We start from the raw sequence: 21,987 nt of genomic DNA, 5'->3' as shown, positions 1-21,987 counted from the left end.
TTACTGTCCTGAATGGACGTCCAATATCGACAACTGTGTCGCGGTCACGCGCCGGCGACCGCCGGCAGGACCTTCTCGCCGATGATCTCCACCTGGCGCAACGGGTTCGCCGAGGCGACGATGCCGATCACCGTCCGCACGCCGTCGGCCGCGATCTGGCGCAGCTGGTCGACCAGCGCGGCCGCGCCGTCGCCGTCCTCGCCGACATCGACCGGCAGCACGCAGGTCTTCTCGATCGCGTCGTAGTCCCGGCCGGCGTCCGCGCAGAACCGGCGCAGCAGCTCGAGCTGGTTGGGCAGCTCCGGGCTCGGGTAGAGGTTGCACGCGTCCGCGTAGGTGGCGACCAGCCGCAGCGTCTTGGGGCCACCGCCGCCGAGCATGATCGGCGGGTGCGGCCGGGTCAGGTTCTGCGGCACGTTCAGTGCCCGCCCCAACTGGTAGTGCGTGCCGTCGAAGGGGCGCTCGTCGCCGCGGTCGCCTTCCCAGTACTGGTGCAGGATCCGCAGGGTCTCCTCGAGCATGACGAACCGGTCGGCGACCGGCGGGAAGGGAATCCCCGCGCCGAGCGCCTCCTGCTGGTTCCAGCCGACGCCGAGGCCGACGAACGCCCGGCCACCGGACAGAACGTCCACAGTGGTCACCGCCTTGGCCAGCATCGACGGGTGCCGGAAGTGCACCCCGGCGACCACCGGGCCGATCAGGCAGTTGCTGGTGTGCGCGGTGAGCACGCCCAGGGTGGTGAAACTCTCCAGGAACGCGTTGTCCTCGCCACCCGCGTTGGGACCCTGCCAGACGTGGTCCCCGACGCTGATCAGTGAGAAGCCGGCGTCATCCGCGGTGCGGGCGACCCGCGCCAGAGTGTCGCCGTACGTGGCCGGTCCGCCCTCCCACTCGAAGGCGCCCAGCTCCAGCCCAAGCTTCACGTCGCATCCACCTGCTTCCGATCGTGTCTCGAGTACGCCGCCCAACCATCGTCCGGCCAGCGTGCCGTCGCGCGCGTCCTTGAAATTGCGGGACTGCCGGTAAGTCACTACGCGACGGCGCGCAGCGTCCTGGCCACGGGGACCACCGGAGTCGCCTCCTGAGCGGACCGGGGGGCGAGCGAGATCGCCAGCGGCGGGTCGGTCGGTTCGGGTGAGCGCAGCCGGACCGGGACCCGGACCGTGCCGCCCTGAGTCACCGTCACCGGCCCGTGCCGGCAGAGCAGCGAACCGCCGGATCGCGGGCGCGCCACCGCGATCACCGTCCACCGGCCGGGCGGCACGTCGCGCACCGCGATCCGGCTGCTGCCCACCCGGTGGACCAGCTCGTGGGCCACCGGCGCGCACTGGGGCACGGCGTCGCGGAACACGCCGACGAACACGTCCGCCGGTGCCGCCGCCGGCGGCACCTCCACCGTGGCGAGCACGGACCCGCCACCGGTCCATCCACTGTGGACAGCAGGCGGTATCGCCGACGGCGCCGGCAGGTGGGCAAGGCCCGGCCCGAGCGCGACCAGCCGCGCACCGACGTCCGGCTCGCGGTACCGGCTCGGCGTCAACCCGACCAGCTGGGTGAACCGCGTGGTGAACGTGCCGACGCTGCTGTAGCCGACGCTACACACGATGTCCGACACCGTCAGCGACGTGGTCAGCAGCAGGCGCTTCGCCTCGAACATCCGCACGGCCGACAGGTATCGGCCGGGAGTGACCCCGGTGGTCCTGGCGAACACCCGCAGGAAGTGGAACGGGCTCACGAACACCGACGCGGCCAGGTCCTGCAGGGTGATCGGCTCGAAGTACCGCGCCCACATCTGGGCGATGACCCGCGAAACCGCCGACTCCATCAGGCCGCCCGGCGCTCCGCCCGAATCGCCAACGAGCGCACGAACTTCGCCACGTCCTCGACGAGCAGCGCCGGCTGCTCCATCGCCGGGAAGTGCCCGCCCCGGTCGAACTCGGTCCAGTGCGTGATGGTCGGGATGTCGCGGTCGGCGAACGGGCGGATGGAGGGCAGGATGTCGTACGGGAACGCCGCGACACCGACCGGCACGGTCAGCGGTTTCGGGGCCACCGCGGCCACCGCGTCCTGCACCCCGTCGCGGTCCTCGTAGTACAGCTGGGCCGATGACGCCGCTGTCCGGGTGAACCAGTAGACGCTGACCAGGTCGAGCAGGTGGTCGCGGTCCACCGGGTAGTCGCCGTCGTGGCGGGGATCGGTCCACTCCCGGAACCGCTCAGCGATCCAGGCGAGCTGGCCGACCGGTGAGTCGGTCAGCGCGTACCCGAGCGTCTGCGGCCGGGTGGCCTGCAGCTTCATGTAACCGGAGAGGTGCTCGTCGAAGTACTGCAGGCGACCGAGCCGCTCGCGGCCGAGATCGTCCAGCGCGGCCAGTTCGTCCTGGTCGCCGGAGGGGAAGGTCAGCAGCATGTTCACGTGCACGCCGGCCACCCGGTCCTCGTCGAGGCTGGCCACCTTCCTGGCGATCAGCGAGCCGGCGTCCCCGCCCTGGGTGACGTAGTTGTCATAACCCAGACGCGCCATCAGCTCGACGAACGCGCGCGCCATCCTCGGCACGTTCCAGCCGACCTCGCTCACCGGCGAGGAGAAGCCGAAGCCGGGCAGCGCCGGGATCACCAGATGGAACGCGTCCCTGGGGTTTCCGCCGTGTGCTGCCGGGTCGCTCAGCGGCCCGATCACGTCCCGGTACTCGAAGTTGAGCCCCGGCCAGCCGTGGTTGACCAACAGCGGTACCGCGTCCGGTTCCGGCGACCGCACGTGGATGAAGTGGATGGGCTGGCCGTCGATCTCGGTGACGAACTGCGGGTGCGCGTTCAGCCGGTCCTCCGCGGCGCGCCAGTCGTAGCCGTCGCGCCAGTACTCCGCGAGCTCGCGCAGGTGTCCACGTGGGACACCGCGGGTCCAGCCGACCCCGGGAAGCTCGGTCGGCCAGCGCGTATCCGCCAGACGCCGGCGCAGCTCGGCCACCTCGGCCTCGGCGATGTCGATACGAAAGCTCTCCATGGTGCTGGTACCTCCAGGAAACTCGGCTGACGGCACCATTTACATCACACCGAAAACGCCGGCCGCGCCTCTTCCTCGGTGCCCAACCTCGGCGCACCGGCGCACGAGGCATGCACGGAGAAGACGCCGCGCGGGCCGGGTGTGACGATTCCGACAGCACCAGTGCCCGAAGCGAGACGAAGGAATGCCTGATGACTGATCGGCCAGCCGACGACTCCAGCACAGGCCCGGCATCGACCACTCGTCCGTTCACCGGCGATGAGTACCTGGAAAGCCTGCGCGACGGCCGCGAGATCTACCTGTACGGGGAACGGGTCAAGGATGTCACCACGCATCCGGCGTTCCACAACCCGGCGCGGATGACCGCCCGGTTGTACGACGCGCTGCACGACCCGGCCAGGCGCGCGGTGCTCACCAAGCCGACCGACACCGGCAGCGGCGGCTACACCCATCGCTTCTACACCACCCCGCACAGCGCGGAGGACCTGGTCGCCGACCAGGCGGCGATCGCGGAGTGGGCCAGGCTGAGCTACGGCTGGATGGGCCGCAGTCCCGACTACAAGGCATCCTTCCTCGGCACACTCGGGGCCAACGCCGACTTCTACGCGCCGTTCGCGGACAACGCCCGGCGCTGGTACAAGGAGTCGCAGGAGAAGGTCCTGTACTGGAACCACGCGATCGTGCACCCGCCGGTGGACCGGCACCTGCCGGCCGAGCAGGTCGCGGACGTCTTCGTGCACGTCGAGCGGGAGACCGACGCCGGCGTGATCGTCAGTGGTGCCAAGGTGGTCGCGACCGGCTCGACGCTCACCCACTACAACTTCATCGCCCACTATGGACTGCCGATCAAGGACAAGAAGTTCGCGTTGGTGGCCACGGTGCCGATGGACGCGCCGGGGATGAAACTGATCTGCCGCCCGTCCTACACCGCGTCGGCGGCGGTGATGGGCAGCCCGTTCGACTACCCGCTGTCCTCCCGGCTGGACGAGAACGACACCATCCTGGTGCTGGACAAGGTGTTGATCCCGTGGGAGAACGTCTTCATCTACGGCGATGTCGGCAAGGTGGCCCAGTTCAGCGGCCAGTCCGGGTTCGTCGAGCGGTTCACCTTCCACGGCTGTGTGCGCCTCGCGGTGAAGCTGGAGTTCATCGCCGGCGCGCTGGCCAAGGCGCTGGAGCTGACCGGGACCATCGACTTCCGCGGCGTGCAGAGCAGGCTCGGCGAGGTACTGGCCTGGCGCAACCTGTTCTGGGCGTTCTCGGACGCGGCCGCGCGCAACCCGGTGCCCTGGCGCAACGGCGCGGTACTGCCCAATCCGCAGTACGGCATGGCCTACCGGTGGTTCATGCAGATCGGCTACCCGAGGGTGCGCGAGATCATCATGCAGGACGTGGCCAGCGGCATGATCTACCTGAACTCCAGCGCGGACGACTTCGGCAACCCCGACATCCGCCCGTACCTCGACCGCTACGTCCGCGGCTCCAACGGCGCGGACTCCGTGGAGCGGGTCAAGGTGATGAAGCTGTTGTGGGACGCGGTGGGCACCGAGTTCGGCGGACGGCACGAGCTCTACGAGCGCAACTACGCGGGCAACCACGAGAACACCAGGGTCGACCTGTTGGCCGGGCAGATGGCCAACGGGCAGTTGGACGAGTACAAGGCGTTCGTCGACCAGTGCCTCGGTGAGTACGACCTGGACGGCTGGACGGTGCCGGACCTGTCCTCGTTCGACGAGCTGAAGAGCCTGCGCAAGGGCCTGGTCGGCGAGTGAACACCACACAGAGGAAGGGTTTCGCATGAACCGCACGGTCATTGAGGCCTGGCTGGCCGACCTGACCTTCCCGAACTACATGGACGCGTTGCATGAGCTCGGACGCCAGTTCGAGCAGGCTCATCCCGAGTACGAGATCAGAATTCGCGGCCTGTACTTCGAGGACCTCGCGGACGCCGTCGACCGGGCAGCGCGGACCGGGCAGCGCCCGGCGATCGCGGAGTACTACTACACCTGGACGCCCAACGCGCTGGACGCCGTCGACCAGGCCGGGCGCCCGCTGTTCACCTCGGTCGAGCGCGCGGTCGCCGGCCGTAAGGACATCCTCGGCGAGCCGGTGGTGCTCGAGGACGTCATCCCCCTGCTGCGCGCCCAGTACACCGTGCGCGGCGACTTCGTGTCGCTGCCGACGGTGGCGACCTCGTTCCACCTGTTCACCAATGTGGACATGCTGCACGCGGCCGGGCTGACCAAGGTTCCCGAGTCGTGGCAGGAGCTCCGGGCGGCGTGCGAGCAGGCGGTGTCCACACCGGACGGTCCGAGGTACGCGATCAACTGGGCCAACAACGGGATCTCGTTCCAGCACGCGCTCGCGGTACAGGGCGCGCACCTGGTCGACAACGGCAACGGCCGGCTCGGCCGGGCGACGAAGGTCGACTTCACCACCCCGCAGATGTTGGCCTGGGTGTCGTGGTGGCGCGACCTGTACACCGACGGGCTCTACCACTACACCGGCGAGACGGCCGACTGGTACGGCACCTTCGAGGAGTTCGCCAACCAGCGGGTGCCCTTCCGGCTCAGTTCGTCCAACGACATCGGGGCGAGCGCGGACGCGGCCAAGGAGCACGGTTTCGAGCTGGCGGTGACCCGGTTCCCGTACAACGACGAGGTTCCCTATCAGGGCAACGTGGCGGCCGGCACCTCACTGTGGCTGGCCGACGGTCTCGACCAGGTCACCCAGGACGGCGCGCTGGCGTTCATGCAGTTCCTGAACAACCCGCGCAACGCCGCCAGGTACCACCAGCTGCACAGTTTCATCCCGGTGACCCAGGCCGCGGTCGACCTGCTCGACCGGGAGGGCTGGTTCGACGAGCACCCCTACCACCGGGCGCCCAACGACCAGTTCGCGCTGATGGACCGCGACCGCACGTCGACCGTGGCACTGGTCGGCGACTACTTCAGGATCCAGGAAGTTCTGTGCGCCGCCATGCACGACATCATGGTGCACGCCGTCGACCCGGTGGAGCGCCTCATCCAGGCCACCGCCGAGGCCCAGTACCGGCTGGACCAGTACCTCGCCGAGCACCCTGGCCCGCGTGGTGACGACCAGGCGCTCGCCTCGTAGAACTGTTATGAGTACACAGATTGGACGACTGCGATGACTCAGTCCGCCTGGAAAGTGACGATGGATCGGGACACCATCACCATCTCCAACGGTCAGTTCCAACTCACCACCAGCGGCTCGGACCCCGCACAGCTGGAAACGGTCGTCTCCGAACTGCAGGGGGTCACCCGCAGCACCTACGGGCAGTACTGCGGCCTGTCCCGCGCCGCCGAGATGGTCGGTGAGCGCTGGGGACTGCTGATCCTGCGCGATCTGGTGGTGGAGCCCAAAACCGTTGGCCAGCTGCACACCGGGCTGCCGAGGATCCCGACGACGCTGCTGTCCAGGCGGCTCAAGGAGCTCGAGTACAACGGCATCATCCGCAGGCTCGACGGCGAGGACGACCAGGAGCGCTACGACCTGACCGAGTACGGCCGGGCGCTGGAGGACGTGCTGTTCGCGCTCGGCCGCTGGGGCGCGATGATGCTCGGCACGCCCCGCCCCGAGGACATCGTCACCGAGGACTCGATCATGGTGGCGCTGCGCGCCACCTTCCTGCCGGCCTCGGCCAGGGACGTGGACGCCACGTTCGAGGTGCACGCCGGCGCGATCGTCATCCACGTCGAGGTAGACCACGGCAAGATCGAGGTCGGCCGGGGCCCGCTGCCCGGCGCGGACGCCATCATCAAGCCGGGTCCGTTGCTGCGGCACATGATGACCCGCGACCTGCCGGTGCACGAGGCGTTGGACAGCGGCGACGTGGAGATCATCGGTGACCCCGGCATGCTCGCCACGTTCATCGAGATGTTCCAGCTGCCCAAGCTGCCGGCCCCGGTGCCCGCCTGACCTGCTGGCACGGTGCGCACCCTCGGAGGGGACTCGACCTCGCCGAGGGTGTGAGTATCGCGACGCGGGCGCGCGGGCGCCCGACCGGATTCTTGTGGCGATAGGAGTTGTCATGCTGAACAGGCGACGGTTACTGACCGTTGGCGGACTGGCCGGCGGCGCGCTGGTCCTTCCGATGACCGGGGCGTTCCGCTCGGGCACGACCGCCGAAACCCCACAACCGGTCGGCAACACCCACGCGCACACCGCGGGCGCCGCGCCGGTCGTGCGGCCGACGGTGACGCCGTTCACCGAGCAGATGCCCCGGCTGCCGGTGGCCCGCCCGAGCTCGGTCACCTCGGACACCGACAACTACGCGATCACCGTCAAACCCGGTACCGCGACCATCCTGCCCGATGTGGACACCCCGGTGCTGACCTACGGCGGCGACTTCCTCGCGCCGGTCATCCGGGCGCGGACCGGTCGCCGGGTCCGCGCGACGTTCCACAACCAGCTCGACCACGCGTCCAACGTCCACCTGCACGGTGGGCTGACCCGCGCGAGCGACGACGGCCACCCGATGGACCTGATCGCGCCGGGCGCGTCCAGGACCTACGAGTACCAGAACGCCCAGCGGGGCGCGCCGCTGTGGTACCACGACCACAGCCACCACACCGAGGCCGAGCACGTCTACCAGGGCCTGGCCGGGATGTACCTGCTCGAGGACCCGGTCGAGCGCTACCTCGGCCTGCCGAGCGGCGAGTACGACGTGCCGATCATGTTGCGCGACGCCCAGTTCGACGCCGACGGCGGGCTGGTGATGATCAACCCGTTCGAGCCCTACACCCTGCTGGCCAACGGCAAGGTACAGCCCTACTTCCCCGTCGCCGCACGGAAGTACCGCTTCCGGCTGCTCAACGCGGCCCTGGAGTACACCTTCACGCTCACCCTCGACGGGGCGCCGGTGACCCAGGTCGGCTCCGACGGCGGCCTGCTCGACGCGCCGGTGTCGCGCACGAAGCTGACGCTCACCCCCGGCGAACGCGTGGACCTGGTCGTGGACTTCGGCAACGTGCCGGTCGGCGGTCAGGTGATGCTCACCGACGCGACCAACGGCGCGGTGCTGCGGTTCGACGTCACGCGCGGGGCGCGGGACAACAGCGACGTGCCGCCGTTGTTGCGGCCGCTGCCGGCCAAGCGGTACGCCACCACCGAGCGCGAGGTGGTGATCAGCACGCAGATCACCGACGACAGCGCGATCGGGCTGATCAACGGAAAGCCGTTCGACCCCGACCGGATCGACTTCCAGATCAAACGGAACACCACCGAGATCTGGCGGATCGTCAACGGTGACGGCGACTTCGGGTTCCTGCACAACCTGCACACGCACCTGGTGCATTTCCGCACGCTGGACCGGGACGGCGCGCCGCCGACCGTGGACGACGCCGGGCTCAAGGACACCATCGCCATTCCGGCGGGTGAGTCGGTGCGCGTGCAGCTGACATTTCCCAACCTCCTCGGCCGCTACATGTTCCACTGTCATTTCCTCGCGCACTCGGCGATCGGCATGATGGCCCAGATGGAGATCGTGGCCTGAGGAAAATCCGACTGACTCGGCCCGCCCCGCATTAACGAAGACGCCAGCCCGCCATCCGTTGAGGACAATGGATAACGGTGCGAAAAAGGTTGTCCGCGATGCCGAGGCGGGCCGACCAGTCGGGACCTCTTTCAGAAAGGAACGCGACCATGGAGAATTCCGGTGCCGGAACCGCAGTCACGGCACTTCTCGACGCGTTCGCCAAGGCGCCGGCGAACCGGGTCGACGCGGCCTACCACCAGCTGGTCGAACAGCTGTGGCAGGACGGCAAGACCACCGAGGCGACGCTCGGCGCGGTGCCGGAGGTGGCTGCACGGCTCAGCCAGGTCGACGACCTGCGCAAGGGACACCTGATCATCCTGCTCGGCCTGCTCGCCGAGGCGTCGGACACCGCGACCAACCAGGTCGAGGCGGCGGTCCGCAAGGAGCTCGGGCTGTACCTGAACCTGTGGCGTGGCGCGGAGAACGGCAACCGGCTGGACGTGGCGCTGCAGTACCTGCTCGCGCACTTCCCCGGCGACCGGGAGCGGATCCTCGACCTGGCAAGGCAACGGGCGCTGTCGGTGCCGGACATGGCCCGGCTGGAGCGGGCGTTGACGCCCTATGACCCGGAGGACACCGAGCCCGACCTCGGCCGCGTGTTCCCCTACCCGACCGCCTGGCAGATGGACGATGGCGAGCGCGACCAGGACAGCGCCTGGGTGCAGTCGCTGACGCCCGACCAGATCGAGAACCAGTGGTTCATGGACACCGGCACGATCCTGGGCTACAACGGCGCGCGAGCCTACTGGGCGGTGCGCAACGGGGCCCCGGTGCCCTCGGTGCCCGACGCGGTGGCGCCGCGCAACCCCAACCCGCCAGAGGCCGACGTCGAGATCTTCAACCAGCACGCCATCGCCTTCAGCTGCCCGAACTGCCACAGTGGACTGACCTTCCAGGCCCACCTTGCCCGCTGTGTCAGCTGTGCGGCCGCCTACCCGATCTCGCGGGGCATGGTCGACCTCACCAGGACCGCGGGCGAGGCCGACGAGCACAGCGACGACCTGCTGTTCCAGCAACAGAAGGTCACCACCATCGGCAACTTCGTCGAGGCGTTCGCCCGGCCCAACTTCAAGCGGCTGTGCGGGTTCACCTGGGACGGTCCGGTGAACCCGGACCGCGAGGCGAAGCTCATCGCCGAGTTCATGCGCCCGACCGACGGCCCGGTGCTCGACATCGCCGCCGGCGCAGGCGCGTGGACCACGGCACTGGCCGACGCGGTCGGCCATGACCGGGTGATCGCGCTGGACCTGATGCCGGCGATCCTCACCTCCATGCGCCACCGGCTGCCCAGGGTGCCCGCGGTCGTGTCCAGCGCGACCACGCTGCCCTTCGGGGACGCCACGCTCGGCGGGGCGATGTGCTGGAACGGGCCACACGCGTTCATCGACGACACGCCGGAGGCGATCGCGGAGGTCGGCCGGTGCCTGCGGCCGGGTGGCAGCTTCGTCACCTACACCTTCCGCAACTCCGACGACCCCATCTATCGGTACTTCGTGTCCTCCCACCGTTTCCCCCAGCACGAGCACGGTCTTCGGCTCTACGACATCGACGAGTTCAAGGGATGGCTCGCCGACGCCGGACTGGTCATCCGCGAGGAGCTGAACATCGGCCTGGCCGTGATCATCACCGCGGAAAAGGTGTACTGACGACAATCGTAATCGAGGTGGAAGCCGCCATGCTCAATGTCCGGTTGGTGCAACAGGGCGCCTGGGACATGCCAGTCGACTCGATGCCGCTCGCGGTCGGCTATCTGAAGGCGGTGATAGACGGGACAGACCGCTTCGCCGGAGAGATCAACGCCGAGATCCGAAATTTTCGCGGTGGCGAGAAACTGCAGGACATGGCCAAAGCCCTGCTTTCCGGCGATACCCCGGACGTGCTCGCCTTCTCCGTGCTCGGCTGGAACTACCGCAGTTTCGGGGTACTGGCCGAGACGTTCAAACAGGTGAACCCCAAGGGACTGGTGGTGTTCGGCGGTAACCACGTCGCCCACCAGTCCGAGCGGGTCTTCGAGCAGTTCCCCGACGTGGACATCGTGGTCAACGGGGAAGGCGAGCACACGTTCGAGGAGTTACTGGACTATCTGCTCGAACACCCCGGCGAGGACCTCGACCCGACCGAGATCAAGGGGCTGTCCTACCGACGCCCCGACGGCGTGCGGCACACCACCGCCGACCGCGACCGGATCAACAACCTGGACGTGGTGCCCTCGCCGTTCCTGACCGGCGCCATCCCGATGTCGGACGCGGCCGGCAACTTCCGCTACGACGTCGCGCTGATGGAGACCAACCGGGGCTGCCCGTACAAGTGCTCGTTCTGCTACTGGGGTGGCGCGACCGGCCAGAAGATGCGGTCGTTCTCCACCGACCGGTTGGCCGAGGAGCTGGACATGTTCGGCTTCCACAAGGCGCCCTCGCTGGTGCTGTGTGACTCCAACTTCGGCCTGTTGGAGGCCGACGAGGAGTTCGTCGAGCTGGTGATCAAGACCAGGGAGAAGTACGGCTACCCGCACGCGCTGATCACCAGCTGGGCCAAGAACAAGTCCCAGCGGTTCTACAACATCGTGCGCCGGCTCAAGGAACACGACCTGCACAGTCTGTTCACCCTGGCGCTGCAGACCCTCGACGACGCCGCGCTGACCGACATGCTCCGCAAGAACATGAAGGTCAACCAGTGGGAGAGCCTGGTGGACTGGCTGGCCGAGGAGGGCCTGGAGAGCTACGGGGAGCTGATCTGGGGCGCGCCGGGCGAGACCCCGGAGTCGTTCCTGCACGGCTACGACCGGCTGGCCAGCAAGGTGTCCAGGATCGCGGTGTACCCCATGCTGTTGCTGCCCAACACGTCCTATGTGGAGAACCGGGAGCTGCACGGCTTCGTCACCATCCGCGGCGAGGACGACGACTTCGAGTACGTGCTGGCCAACCGCAGCTCCACCCTCGAGGAGAACCTCGAGATGCAGCGCTTCGTCTACTGGGCACGGATTCTCGGCGAGCAGCAGTACCTGCGGCACTCCTGGCGCCCGCTGGCCGACGTGCTCGAGATGACCCAGTCGCAGGGCATCCTGAGCGTCAAGTCCTACTTCGAGCAGTCGAGCCATCCGGCGGCGGTCGCGTTCATCGAGAAGATCCCGGTGCTCGCCGAGTCGCCAGCGATCGCCGAGGCACTGCGCGACATCCACAGCCAGCAGGACCTGCAGAGCCTGATCCGGACCTGGTGGCAGACGGTGGTCGTGCCCCAGTTCCCCGAGCGGTGGCGCGAGTTCGCCATGGAGCTCTACGCGTTCGAGGAGTGGTCCCGGCAGGTCTACGTCACCCCGGACGGCCCGCTGCCGGCCGGCTGGCACAGCACCGAGATCGGCGGGGACGCCTGGTACCGCAGCGATCCGGTCGAGTTCCGCTACGACGTGCCGGCCGCGCTGGAGAACTGGCAGAAGACGCTGGAGTCCGGGCCGGTCGAGGAGCCGACGACGTTCGTGTTCGTCGCGCGCGCCGGCTACTACGAGAACCTCGACAACTACGAGGTCGCGTCACTGCACCTGGCAACGCCACACAAGGTCGGCGCAGCCGAGGAACAGCTCCCCCGCGCGGCCTAGGTGCAATGCCCTGAATGCCCCTTTCAGGACGCCCAACGTCCCGAATGAGGCATTCAGGGCATTGCTCCGGGGACGACGAGAACGGGCCCCGCTTCGGATCCGGAGCGGGGCCCGTCGGCGTTGGGGCGGCGGGGGATCAGCCGGGCAGGGTGCCGACCGCGACGATGTAGCCGACGTCGATGGAGGTCATCATCATGTCGAGGATCTCGGCCGCGGCCGGGCCCTGGTCGGCGACCAGCTGGTCGTAGTGCGCCCTGGCGGCCTCGGCCATCCTGGCGTGCGTCCGCTTGGTCTGCCTGGTGATGTCGAGGATCTCGGTGACCACCAGGCCGCTGTCCTCGATCAGCCTCCGGTACTCGGCGACGGTGGGAAACGCGGTCAGCGCCATGCTCTCCTGCATCTCCGACCGGGTCTCGTCGGTGTCGGTCACCGGCAGGTCCGGCTGCACGAGGTCGGTCACCACGACCCGGCCGCCCGGGCGCAACACCCTGGCGATCTCCTTCAGCGCGCCGGCGCGGTCCATGTGGATGAACGACTCGATCGCCCACGCCGCGTCGAACGAGCCGTCCGCGTCGGGCAGTGCCAGCCCGTCGGCGTTGACGAAGGAGACGGTGTCGGCCAGCCCCAGCGCGGCCGCCCGCCGGTTGGCCTCGTCCACCTGGGGCTGGGCCACGGTGACCCCGAGCACCTGGGCGCCGGTGGTCCTGGCGAGCTGGAAGGCCGGCTCACCGAGGCCGCTGCCGACGTCGAGCACCCGGTGGCCCTCGGTCACGCCGAGCTTGTCGATCAGCAGGTCGTTCAGGCGCCGGGCCGCCACGTCGTTGGCCGAGTCGTCCTCTTCGGAGGTCCAGTAGCCGGAGTGGAAGTTGGCACCCCAGATCGTGGAGAGGATCAGGTCGGCGATGTCGTAGAACTGCTTGGCGGCGTCCGGGCCAGTGGGCTCACTGTCCGTAGTCATCTTGTCTCCTGCCACTTGGCTGGGTTCTCAACTGTTCATGCTGGCAGCAGCCCTGTTGGCCGGGCTTCTTCGAGACCGTCGAGATCACGGGCGCCTTATTCGAGAATGCGGTGTTCGGCCACGGTCCGCCTATGACCGGCCGCGCGGCGTTACGGTGGTCGCGGGATGTCCAAGGGTCGAGGCGGTTTACCGCGCCCTCACCTAATCGGGTGAAACCCCCACATCGCCACGAACGGCTGTCGATTCGCGGTCGATCCGTTCGTCGGGTCAGTATGACAAGCACCGAACTACGAGAGGATCGTGTGAAATGACCGCCATCGATCAACCTCCCCGGGCTGGGCGCCGGGAGTGGGGCGGCCTGGCCGTCCTGTCCCTGGCGACACTGATGATCACTTTCGACATGTTCGTGTTGCTCCTCGCCCTGCCTGACCTCAGTGCCGACCTCCGCCCCACCAGCACCCAGCAGCTGTGGATCCTGGACATCTACGGCTTCCTGGTCGGCGGTTTCCTCATCACCATGGGAACGCTCGGCGATCGCATCGGCCGCCGCAAGCTGCTGATGATCGGCGCGGCCAGCTTCCTGGTCGCCTCGCTCATCTCGGCCTACGCGCCGACCGCGGAGCTGCTGATCCTCGCCAGGGCACTGCTTGGCATCGCGGGCGCGACCCTCGCACCGTCCACTTTGGCCTTGCTGAGCAACATGTTCCGTGACCCCAAGCAGATGGGCATGGCGGTCGGCGTCTGGGCCGGCTCGTTCACCCTCGGCTCCATCCTCGGCCCGGTGGTCGGTGGCTTCATGCTCGCCCACTTCTGGTGGGGCTCGGTCTTCCTGATCGCCGTGCCGATCATGGGCATCCTGCTGGTGCTGGCTCCCATGCTGGTGCCCGAGTCCAAGGACCCCGACGCCGGCAAGCTGGACCTGACCAGCGCGGTGATGTCCCTGGTCGCCATGCTGTCGCTGATCTACGGCATCAAGGAGACCGCGCGCAACGGTTTCGAGGCGGTTCCCGTGCTGGTCGCGGTGATCGGGCTCGTGGTCGGGGTCATGTTCGTCCGGCGCCAACGCGCGCTCACCCAACCGATGCTGGACCTGAACCTGTTCGGCAACCGGTCGTTCAGCACCATGCTCGTCGGCCTGATTCTCTACGGCCTGGTCGGCGCGTCCAGCATGATGTTCATAACCCAGCACTTCCAGTCCGTTTCCGAACTGTCCCCACTGGAAGCCGCGCTGTGCCTGCTGCCCGGCATGGTGGTGGCCACCATCAGCGCCACCGTCGCCCCCATTCTCGCCCAGCGCATCCGGCCCGCATATCTCATCGGCTACTCGTTGTTCGGTGTGGTCGCGGCATTCATCTGGTTCACCCAGGTCGAGGCCACCAGCGGCCCGGTCATGCTGATCGTCGGGTTCACCATCATCGGCCTGTGCGACGGCCCGCTGGTTTCCCTTGGTACCAACCTGGTCATCGGTTCCGCCCCGCCGGAGAAGGCGGGTTCCTCCGCCTCGATGGCACAGATCGCGAACGAGGCGGGCGGTGCGCTGGGTCTGGCGCTGCTTGGTAGCGTCGGCACCGCGATCTACGCCAGCCAGATGAACGACAACATCCCCGACGGGGTGCCGGCCGAGTCCGCGGCGGCGGCGACCGAGAATGTCGCGACCGCCGTGGCGGAGGCGGAGAGCCTGCCGGCCGGTATCGGCGACACGCTCGCCTCGGTTGCCCGAGACGCCTTCAGCACCGGCATGAGCATTTTCGCCACGGTCAGTGCGATCGTCGTCGGTATCGCCGCCATCTTCATCATCACCCAGCTCAAGCACGTCCCGCCGACCGGCAAGGAGGAGGAGAACGCCGAGAGCTCCGGTGAAACCGAAGATGTGGCCACCGCTCCGTCGGCGTAGGCGGGTAGGAAAAACGAAGGGGAATCGACAATGCGCAAGGTAGTTCTCTACATGCAGTCCACGCTCAACGGCCTGGCCATGGGCGACGACAACGACATGAACTGGCTGACCGTCAGCGACCAGACCTGGGAGGTCGTCGGCGAGCTGCAGGAACGCTGCGACACCGTGCTGCTCGGCCGGAACAACTACGAGGAGTTCCTCGAGTTCTGGCCGGGCGCGGCCTCGGACGACTCGCTCCCGGCCGGCATGTACAGCCACGCCCGCTGGCTGACCAGCAATGAGAAGGTCGTCTTCACCAAGACACTGACCTCGGCTTCGTGGCAGAACACCACGCTGGTCAGTGACGACGTGGTGGCCGAGGTCAGCAAGCTCAAGGAGTCGGCGGGCAAGGACCTGCTGCTGCTCGGCGGGGTCGGGATCGTGAACGCGTTCGCGCGCAACAACCTGATCGACGAGATCCGCCTGCTGGTGAACCCGACGACGTTGGCCAGTGGGAAGCAGCTGTTCAGCAGTGACCTCACCCTGAAGCTGGTCGAGGCCAAGCCGTTCGAGTCCGGTGTGGTCGCGCTGCACTACGAGCGCTGAGCACCAACGCACGGGATCCCGCCTGCCGAACCGGTAGGCGGGATTCCGTGCGTGTCCATAGTGGACAGATCCTAAGTAGACAATGAGGCGACGATCTCCAGCCGCAGCGTCAGCCGCCGCCCGGTCATCCCCCGCATGGCGGTGATGCCGAACGCGTAGCGGTCCACCTCGGCGGTGGCCACCGCGCGCAGCGTGCCGTCGGTGACCCGCACCTGGTCGACCGGCACGTCGATCCGCTGGCTGACGCCGCGCACGGTGAGCGTCCCCCGCAGCACCCAGTGCTCGCCCTCCCTGGCCACCTCGGTCGAGACGAAGGTGAATTCCGGGTGCTGCTCGGTGTCCAGGTAGGTGGCCGAGCGGACCATCCGGTCGCGCGCCCCGAGCCCGGTGTCGACGCTGTCCGCGGCGACCGTCGCGCGGACCGTGGACGCGGTCACCGGGTCGGCCACCTCGATCAGCCCCGCCCTCGGCGCGAAGGTCCCGCGCACGGCGGCGAGCCCGAACATGTGTCTGGTCGTGAAGGAGATCGTGGACGCGGCGGCGTCGAGGCGATAGACGCCGGCCACCGGGATCTCGACCGCGGTACTCATGACAGGTTCCCCTCTTTGATGGCGATCCCGGCGATGTTCGGCACCGAGGTGCCGAACGGTCCGGGCCGGACCGTGTGGTGCGGCTCGACGACGTCGAAGCCTGCCCGTTCGATGGCCGCCAGCGTGTCCCGGTCCGGCCGGCAGCGCGCGCCGACCAGCCTGCCGAGCAGCCCGGCCGCCCGCTGTCCCCGGCGCAGCCAGGTGCCCGGCGGCGCGGCAACGTGCTCGGCGAAGACGTACCGGCCGCCGGGCCGCAGCACCCGGTAGAGCTCGGCGAGCGCGGCGGCCTGGTCGTCGACCGAGCAGAGCACGTAGGTGCCGACGACGGCGTCGACGCTGTGGTCGGGGAAGGCCAACCGCTCGGCGACCCCCGGCAGCACGCTGGCCTGCCGGCCGAGCCTGCTCGCCGCCGCCAGCGCCCGCGACCGGCTGGCCAGGTCCGGTTCGACCCCGATCCAGCGCACCGCCGCCGGGTAGTGCGCCAGGTTGGCGCCCGCGCCGGGGCCGATCTCGAGCACTGTGCCGCGCAGCGAGGCGAGTAACGCGGGAACACCGGTGCTGGTCATGGCGTCGAGCTTCGGCCGGACCGGCCGGCCGGCACATCGGCCGCTGGGCTGCGCCGGCCGCGACCACGGTGGGGCCGGGGGTCGACTTTGGTCGCTGTGCGGGCCCGTGACCTGGACGTACGCTCGGTTCGTGAATTGCGGTCGGCGTTTTCAGGCCAGCACCGCCATCGGGCTCACCGTGGTGGCGCTGATGGTCGTGGCCACGGCCTACGGACAGTACGCGTCCGGCACCCGCGGCTGGCTGCTGGCCGTCGAGCTGGCGTTCGGCGTGGCCGGGGTCGCGCTGCTGCCGTGGTTGTTCCGCCGGCCGGTGCGCACCTCGCTGGCCCTGGCCGCGCTGGCCGCGGTCGCGCCGACGGTCACACCGGCCTCGACGGTCGGCACGCTGCACGTCGCCCGGCGCGAACCGCTGTCGACCGCCGTCGGGGTGGCCGTGGCCGGCACCGCGGCGCACGCGCTGCGCGGCCTGTGGCTGCCGATGCCCGGCCTGTCCTACGGCTGGTGGCTCGTGCTGGCGGTCGTCTGTCACGCCGCGCTGGTCGCGATGGGCGCGCTGAACCAGACCAAGGAGGCGCTGATCGCCTCGCTGCGCGAGCGCGCCGAGCGGGCGGAGGCCGAGCAGGGCAGGCGGGTCGCGCAGGCGCGGGCCGCCGAGCGGGCCGCGATCGCCCGCGAGATGCACGACGTGCTCGCCCACCGGCTGTCCCTGCTGGCCACCTACGCCGGCGCGCTCGAGTACCGGCCAGACCACCCGCCGGAGACGCTGGCCAAGGCCGCCGGGGTGATCCGCGCCGGGACCCACCAGGCACTCGACGAGCTGCGCGACGTGATCACCCTGCTGCACGAGGACTCGGCCGAGGGCGACCGGCCGGTGCCCGCGCTGGCGGACCTGCCGGTGCTGGTGGCCGAGTCCCGCGCGATCGGCACCACGGTCGAGATCCGCGACACCCGCGCCCAGCAGGAGGAACCGGAGGGCACGCTCGGACGCACCGCCTACCGGGTGGTGCAGGAGGCGCTGACCAACGCCCGCAAACACGCGCCCGGCCAGCCGGTGCGCATCGAGCTGGCCGGCGAGCCGGGCGACCAGCTGCGGATCGCCGTGTGCAACCCGCTCCCCCCGGCCAACCAGCCGACCACGATCCCGGGCAGCGGCCGCGGGCTGGTCGGGCTGACCGAACGGGTGCGCCTGGCCGGCGGCCGGCTCGACCACCTGGCCACCGCCACCGAGTTCCGGTTGTCGGCCTGGCTACCGTGGCCAGCATGAGCACGCGTGTGTCAACCTCGAGGTCAGATCAGCCCAAGGGTTTCGCAGCCGGACCTCAGGGGAACGTGACGCAACCCGGCCACAAGTACGTGCCCCGACAGCATCGTCCGTCCCCCGACGCGACCAACACTTTCAAGGCCGGGGAGGCGGGATGATTCGGGTTCTTGTCGTCGACGATGATGCCCTGGTGCGGGCCGGGCTGACCATGATGCTCGACGGCGCGGAGGGTCTGGTGGTGGTCGGTGAGGCCGGCGACGGCGCGGAGGTGCCGGCGGCGCTGGACGCGCACCCGACCGACGTGGTGCTGATGGACATCCGGATGCCGAAGGTCAACGGTATCCTGGCGACCAGGCAGGTACGGGCCCGCAGCCGGCCACCGGAGGTGATCGTGCTGACCACGTTCGACTCCGACGAGAACGTGCTGCGCGCCATGCGCGCGGGCGCGAGCGGGTTCCTGCTCAAGGACTCCCCACCCGCCCAGATCGCCGACGCGGTGCGCCGGGTGGCCGCCGGCGACCCGATCCTGTCCCCGAGGATCACCCGCAGGCTGATGGACCGGGCGGCCACCGAGGCCGGCGCCTACGACCGGGCCCGCGCCGCGCTCGCCGCGCTCAGCGCCCGCGAGCACGAGGTGGCGCTCGCCGTGGGTCTTGGCAACACCAACGCCGAGATCGCGGCCAGCCTGCACCTGAGCGTGGCCACGGTGAAGGCGCACATCACCCGGATACTGACCAAGCTGGACCTCGGCAACCGCACCCAGATCGCCCTGCTCACCCACGACGCCGGCCTCTGCTGATGGCCCCGCTCACCGGTGACGACTCGGGGAACCTGTTGCTGGCCATGGACTTCCCCGATGAGTCCGAAGTGGACGGTATGGACTGCTCACTGGTGGTGGTGCGCCTGGAGAACGAGGTGCTGCTGGTGTTCGACCGGTGGCGCAAGCAGTGGGAGCTGCCCGGCGGCGGCGTCGAACCCGGCGAGACCGCCCGCGAGGCCGCGGTCCGCGAGCTGGCCGAGGAGACCGGCATCGCCGGCGCGCCGCTGGAGTTCCGCGCGGTGGCCGACTTCGCCCTGGCCAACCCGGCCCGCCGGCAGCGGGGCGCCATCTACGCCACCACCCTGCACGCGCCGCCCACGCTGGTGGTCAACGACGAGGTGTCCGCGTTCCGCTGGTGGCGCACCGACTCCCCGCTCGTGCCCGACCTCAACCCCATCGACGCCACCCTCGCCGTGCGGATCGGCTGACCGGGCGCGCATCGCTTAGCGTGGAGCCATGACCGCGCCCGCGCCCGAACGCGCGACCACCAGGGTCGTGCTCCTGGGCCTGCTGCTGCTCGGGGTGGTCGCGGTGACCGCGTTCCTGCCGTGGCTGCGGGTGGACCCGACCTGGCGCGCGTGGGTGATCGACTGGCGCTCCGGCGCGCTGGACCAGGTGTTCACCACGGCCAGCGTGCTCGGCAGCTCGCTGGTGCTCACCCCGGTGGCCGTCGTGCTCACGGTGGTGCTCGCGCTGCGCGGCCACCGGTCGGACGCGCTGCTGCTCGGCGGGACGACGCTGGGCGTGCTGCTGCTCGGACCGCTGCTCAAGGTCGTCATCGAACGCCCCCGGCCGGCACAGGGCCATCTGGTGGCGGTGCACAGCTGGTCCTACCCGTCTGGCCATTCGCTGGTGTCGATGGCGGTGCTCGGCGCGCTGATCGTGCTGGCCACGCGGCACCTGCCGACCCCGCCGGCGCGCGCCGTGGCGGTCGTGGCCGGGGTGCTGCTGATCGGCGCGGTCGGCCTGAGCCGGGTCTACCTCGGGGTGCACTGGCCGACCGACGTGCTCGCCGGCTGGCTGCTCGGCGCGACGTGGCTCGGGCTGGTCCTGGTCCTGGTCAGGCGCGGGCGCGGTAGAGCAGCCAGAGGAAGTACGGCGTCCCCACGATCGCGGTGACCAGCCCGGCCGGCAGCTGCGCCGGCGCGATCACCGAGCGGCCGATCAGGTCGGCGACACACACCAGCGTCGCGCCGAGCAGCGCGGCCACCGGCAGCACCCTGGCCGACCGGCGGCCGACCAGCGCCCTGGCCGCGTGCGGCGCGACCAGCCCGACGAAGCCGACCACCCCGATGCCGGCCACCGCCGCACCGGTGAGCACCACGGCCGCCACCAGCAGGACCAGCCGGGCGCGCGGCACCTGGACGCCGAGCAGCCGGGGCGTCTCGTCGTCCAACGACAGCAGGTCCAGCGTGCCGCGCAGGTACCACAGCACCGGGACGATGATCAGGATGGCGACGAACATCGGCGTCAGGTGCTCGAAGGTGCGGCCGTAGGTCGAGCCGGACATCCAGGTCAGCGCCTTGGACTCGTTCCACGGGTCGGTCAGCGTGATCAGCATGGCCACCAGCGCGTTCGTCCCGGCCGCCGCGCCGAAGCCGATCAGCACCAGGTTGTCGCTGGCGAAGCCGCGGCGGGCGGCCGCGGTGAACACCAGCACCGCCACCAGCGCGGCGCCGACGCCGGCCGCGCCCGCCTGCAGCCAGAACCCGGAGATCGGCACGAGCGTGATCATCAGGACCGCGCCGAGGCCGGCGCCGCCGGTCACGCCGATGATGCTCGGTTCGGCCAGCGGGTTGCGGCTCACGTTCTGGATCACCGCGCCGGCCAGCGCCAGGGACGCGCCGGCCAGCACCGCGGCCAGCACTCGGGGCAGCCGGTTGTCCATCACGCCGGACACGATCGGGCCCGCCTGGCCGCTGATCCAGTTGACCAGGTCGCCGAGCAGCAGCTTCGCGTCGCCGACCAGCACGCCGGTGACCACCACGCCGACCGCCACCACGACCAGCACGCCCAACAGCACCAGGTAGCGCACCCGGCTGGTGCCCGCCCGCGCGCCCGCGGCCGGCGGCTCACCAGTCGAGCCGGACACCCGCAGCGTCCTGGCCAGCGCGATCAGGAAGATCGCGCCGAGCATCGAGGTCACCACCCCGGTCGGCACCTCGAGCGCGGCCTGCGAGCCGATCAGCGCGCGCAGCAGCACGTCCGCGCCGATCAGCACCACCACCCCGGTGATCGCCGACACCGGCAGCAGCACCGCGTGCCGGTGCAGCCGGGGCACCGCGCCGGCGAGCAACCGGACCAGCGCGGGCGCGGCCAGGCCGACGAACCCGATCGGCCCGGTGAGCACCACCGCGGCCGCGGCGAGCAGCACCGCGAGCACCACCGCGGTCACGCGCACCCTGGTGACCGGGACGCCCAGCGCCCGCGCGTGGTCGTCGCCGATGTACACCAGGTCCATCCGGCGGGCCATGACCAGCAACGCCACCAGCACGATGCCGACCACCGGCGCGAAGGTGGTCACCCCGGCGATCCCGTTCTGGTCGAGCGAGCCCTCACCCCAGGCGAACAGCCCGCGCGTCTCCTGGGAGAACAGCAGCAGCACGGTCGTGGTGAGCGCGAACAGCATCAGCGCGATCGCCGTGCCGGCCAGCACCAGCCTGGCCGACCCGGTGCCGCCCGCGCCGGAGAGCAGCAGCACCAGGGCGGCCGCGCCCAGCCCGCCGAGGAAGGCGACCCCGGCGGCGCCGAGCATCGGCAGCGACACGCCGAACGCCGCGACCACGACGATCGCCAGGTGTGCCCCGGCGTTCACCGCGAGGGTGTCCGGCGAGGCGATGATGTTGCGCGAGACCGACTGCAGCACCGCCCCGGACAGCGCGAGCGCCGCCCCGACCACGACCGCCGCGAGCAGCCTCGGCAGCCGCGCCTCGACGATCACGTCGACCGTGCCGTCGTGCTGGCCGCCGAACAGCATGTCCAGCACGTCGCCGGGACCGACGGCCGAGGTGCCCTGGGTGAGGTGGACCAGCGCGAGCGCCACCCCGATCCCGAGCAGGACCACGACCAGCCCCACCAGCCGCGCCGGCCGGGCGGGCGCGGGAGCTGGCGGCTGCTCCTGCTCCTGGGTCGGGGTGAGCACGGCGGTCATCGGTGGC

At 69.8% G+C, this 21,987-nt stretch carries 19 protein-coding genes; 12 read left to right on the top strand and 7 right to left on the bottom strand.

The features are described 5' to 3' along the window. Positions 1 to 44: 44 nt before the first annotated feature. From ACYVIP_RS37880 to ACYVIP_RS37870, 3 genes are all read right to left on the bottom strand, one after another. Positions 45 to 923 (bottom strand): TIGR03560 family F420-dependent LLM class oxidoreductase, encoded by an 879-nt coding sequence (locus ACYVIP_RS37880; protein ID WP_460405428.1) that lies wholly within the window; start codon positions 921 to 923, stop codon positions 45 to 47. Positions 924 to 1,030: 107 nt separating this feature from the next. Beyond that, a complete protein-coding gene (locus ACYVIP_RS37875; protein WP_460405426.1) occupies positions 1,031 to 1,825 on the bottom strand; it encodes a helix-turn-helix domain-containing protein in 795 nt (264 codons plus the stop codon). After that, entirely contained in the window at positions 1,825 to 3,003 is a 1,179-nt protein-coding gene (locus ACYVIP_RS37870; RefSeq protein WP_460405424.1) for an epoxide hydrolase family protein, read from the bottom strand. Before ACYVIP_RS37870 ends, ACYVIP_RS37875 begins: the two co-directional genes overlap by 1 nt. A gap of 191 nt (positions 3,004 to 3,194) precedes the next feature. On the opposite strand from ACYVIP_RS37870, the gene ACYVIP_RS37865 reads away from it, so the two are divergent. From ACYVIP_RS37865 to ACYVIP_RS37840, 6 genes are all read left to right on the top strand, one after another. After that, positions 3,195 to 4,775, top strand: coding sequence for a 4-hydroxyphenylacetate 3-hydroxylase N-terminal domain-containing protein (locus tag ACYVIP_RS37865; RefSeq protein ID WP_460405422.1), 1,581 nt, complete (start codon positions 3,195 to 3,197; stop codon positions 4,773 to 4,775). 25 nt (positions 4,776 to 4,800) lie between these two features. Continuing rightward, on the top strand, positions 4,801 to 6,120 hold the full coding sequence (locus ACYVIP_RS37860) for an ABC transporter substrate-binding protein (RefSeq protein WP_460405420.1): 1,320 nt from the start codon (positions 4,801 to 4,803) through the stop codon (positions 6,118 to 6,120). Between the two features lie 60 nt (positions 6,121 to 6,180). Beyond that, positions 6,181 to 6,945 (top strand): winged helix-turn-helix transcriptional regulator, encoded by a 765-nt coding sequence (locus ACYVIP_RS37855; RefSeq protein WP_460405418.1) that lies wholly within the window; start codon positions 6,181 to 6,183, stop codon positions 6,943 to 6,945. Between the two features lie 112 nt (positions 6,946 to 7,057). Further along, positions 7,058 to 8,521 (top strand): multicopper oxidase family protein, encoded by a 1,464-nt coding sequence (locus ACYVIP_RS37850; protein WP_460405416.1) that lies wholly within the window; start codon positions 7,058 to 7,060, stop codon positions 8,519 to 8,521. A 149-nt stretch (positions 8,522 to 8,670) separates the two neighbouring features. Next, positions 8,671 to 10,209: a class I SAM-dependent methyltransferase gene (locus ACYVIP_RS37845; protein ID WP_460405414.1), complete on the top strand. Its 1,539-nt coding sequence runs from the start codon at positions 8,671 to 8,673 to the stop codon at positions 10,207 to 10,209. Positions 10,210 to 10,238: 29 nt separating this feature from the next. Beyond that, positions 10,239 to 12,155, top strand: coding sequence for a KedN5 family methylcobalamin-dependent radical SAM C-methyltransferase (locus ACYVIP_RS37840; RefSeq protein WP_460405412.1), 1,917 nt, complete (start codon positions 10,239 to 10,241; stop codon positions 12,153 to 12,155). A 136-nt stretch (positions 12,156 to 12,291) separates the two neighbouring features. On the opposite strand, the gene ACYVIP_RS37835 is transcribed toward ACYVIP_RS37840, so the two are convergent. Further along, positions 12,292 to 13,113 carry a methyltransferase domain-containing protein gene (locus tag ACYVIP_RS37835; RefSeq protein ID WP_460405410.1) on the bottom strand — a complete coding sequence of 274 codons (822 nt, stop codon included), beginning with the start codon at positions 13,111 to 13,113 and terminating at the stop codon, positions 12,292 to 12,294. 307 nt (positions 13,114 to 13,420) lie between these two features. Here ACYVIP_RS37835 and ACYVIP_RS37830 point away from each other — a divergent pair, with 307 nt between their 5' ends. Both ACYVIP_RS37830 and ACYVIP_RS37825 read left to right on the top strand, forming a co-directional pair. After that, on the top strand, positions 13,421 to 15,007 hold the full coding sequence (locus ACYVIP_RS37830) for an MFS transporter (protein ID WP_460405408.1): 1,587 nt from the start codon (positions 13,421 to 13,423) through the stop codon (positions 15,005 to 15,007). Between the two features lie 30 nt (positions 15,008 to 15,037). Then, positions 15,038 to 15,592, top strand: coding sequence for a dihydrofolate reductase family protein (locus ACYVIP_RS37825; RefSeq protein WP_460405406.1), 555 nt, complete (start codon positions 15,038 to 15,040; stop codon positions 15,590 to 15,592). Between the two features lie 71 nt (positions 15,593 to 15,663). On the opposite strand, the gene ACYVIP_RS37820 is transcribed toward ACYVIP_RS37825, so the two are convergent. Next, positions 15,664 to 16,182, bottom strand: a complete 519-nt coding sequence (locus ACYVIP_RS37820) for a YceI family protein (RefSeq protein WP_460405404.1) — start codon at positions 16,180 to 16,182, stop codon at positions 15,664 to 15,666. Then, positions 16,179 to 16,748 (bottom strand): class I SAM-dependent methyltransferase, encoded by a 570-nt coding sequence (locus tag ACYVIP_RS37815; RefSeq protein ID WP_460405402.1) that lies wholly within the window; start codon positions 16,746 to 16,748, stop codon positions 16,179 to 16,181. The genes ACYVIP_RS37820 and ACYVIP_RS37815 overlap by 4 nt, the downstream gene beginning before the upstream one ends. Positions 16,749 to 16,878: 130 nt before the next feature. On the opposite strand from ACYVIP_RS37815, the gene ACYVIP_RS37810 reads away from it, so the two are divergent. The 4 genes from ACYVIP_RS37810 (at position 16,879) to ACYVIP_RS37795 (ending at position 19,948) form a co-directional block, all read left to right on the top strand. Beyond that, positions 16,879 to 18,012 (top strand): sensor histidine kinase, encoded by a 1,134-nt coding sequence (locus ACYVIP_RS37810; RefSeq protein ID WP_460405400.1) that lies wholly within the window; start codon positions 16,879 to 16,881, stop codon positions 18,010 to 18,012. 151 nt (positions 18,013 to 18,163) lie between these two features. Next, complete coding sequence (locus ACYVIP_RS37805; protein ID WP_460405398.1) at positions 18,164 to 18,808, top strand: response regulator transcription factor; 645 nt, start codon at positions 18,164 to 18,166, stop codon at positions 18,806 to 18,808. Further along, positions 18,808 to 19,257 (top strand): NUDIX hydrolase, encoded by a 450-nt coding sequence (locus ACYVIP_RS37800; RefSeq protein ID WP_460405396.1) that lies wholly within the window; start codon positions 18,808 to 18,810, stop codon positions 19,255 to 19,257. The genes ACYVIP_RS37805 and ACYVIP_RS37800 overlap by 1 nt, the downstream gene beginning before the upstream one ends. Before the next feature lie 28 nt (positions 19,258 to 19,285). Beyond that, positions 19,286 to 19,948, top strand: coding sequence for a phosphatase PAP2 family protein (locus ACYVIP_RS37795; RefSeq protein ID WP_460405394.1), 663 nt, complete (start codon positions 19,286 to 19,288; stop codon positions 19,946 to 19,948). Here the strand turns inward: ACYVIP_RS37795 and ACYVIP_RS37790 are convergent. Beyond that, positions 19,890 to 21,980, bottom strand: coding sequence for an iron ABC transporter permease (locus tag ACYVIP_RS37790; RefSeq protein WP_460405392.1), 2,091 nt, complete (start codon positions 21,978 to 21,980; stop codon positions 19,890 to 19,892). The two genes, ACYVIP_RS37795 and ACYVIP_RS37790, sit on opposite strands and share 59 nt — an antisense overlap. Positions 21,981 to 21,987 lie beyond the last annotated feature (7 nt).

It is taken from the genome of Actinophytocola sediminis, from assembly GCF_054779715.1.
The sequence above is the reverse complement of the archived record's forward strand: the minus strand, read 5'-3'. Positions and strand labels throughout refer to the sequence as shown.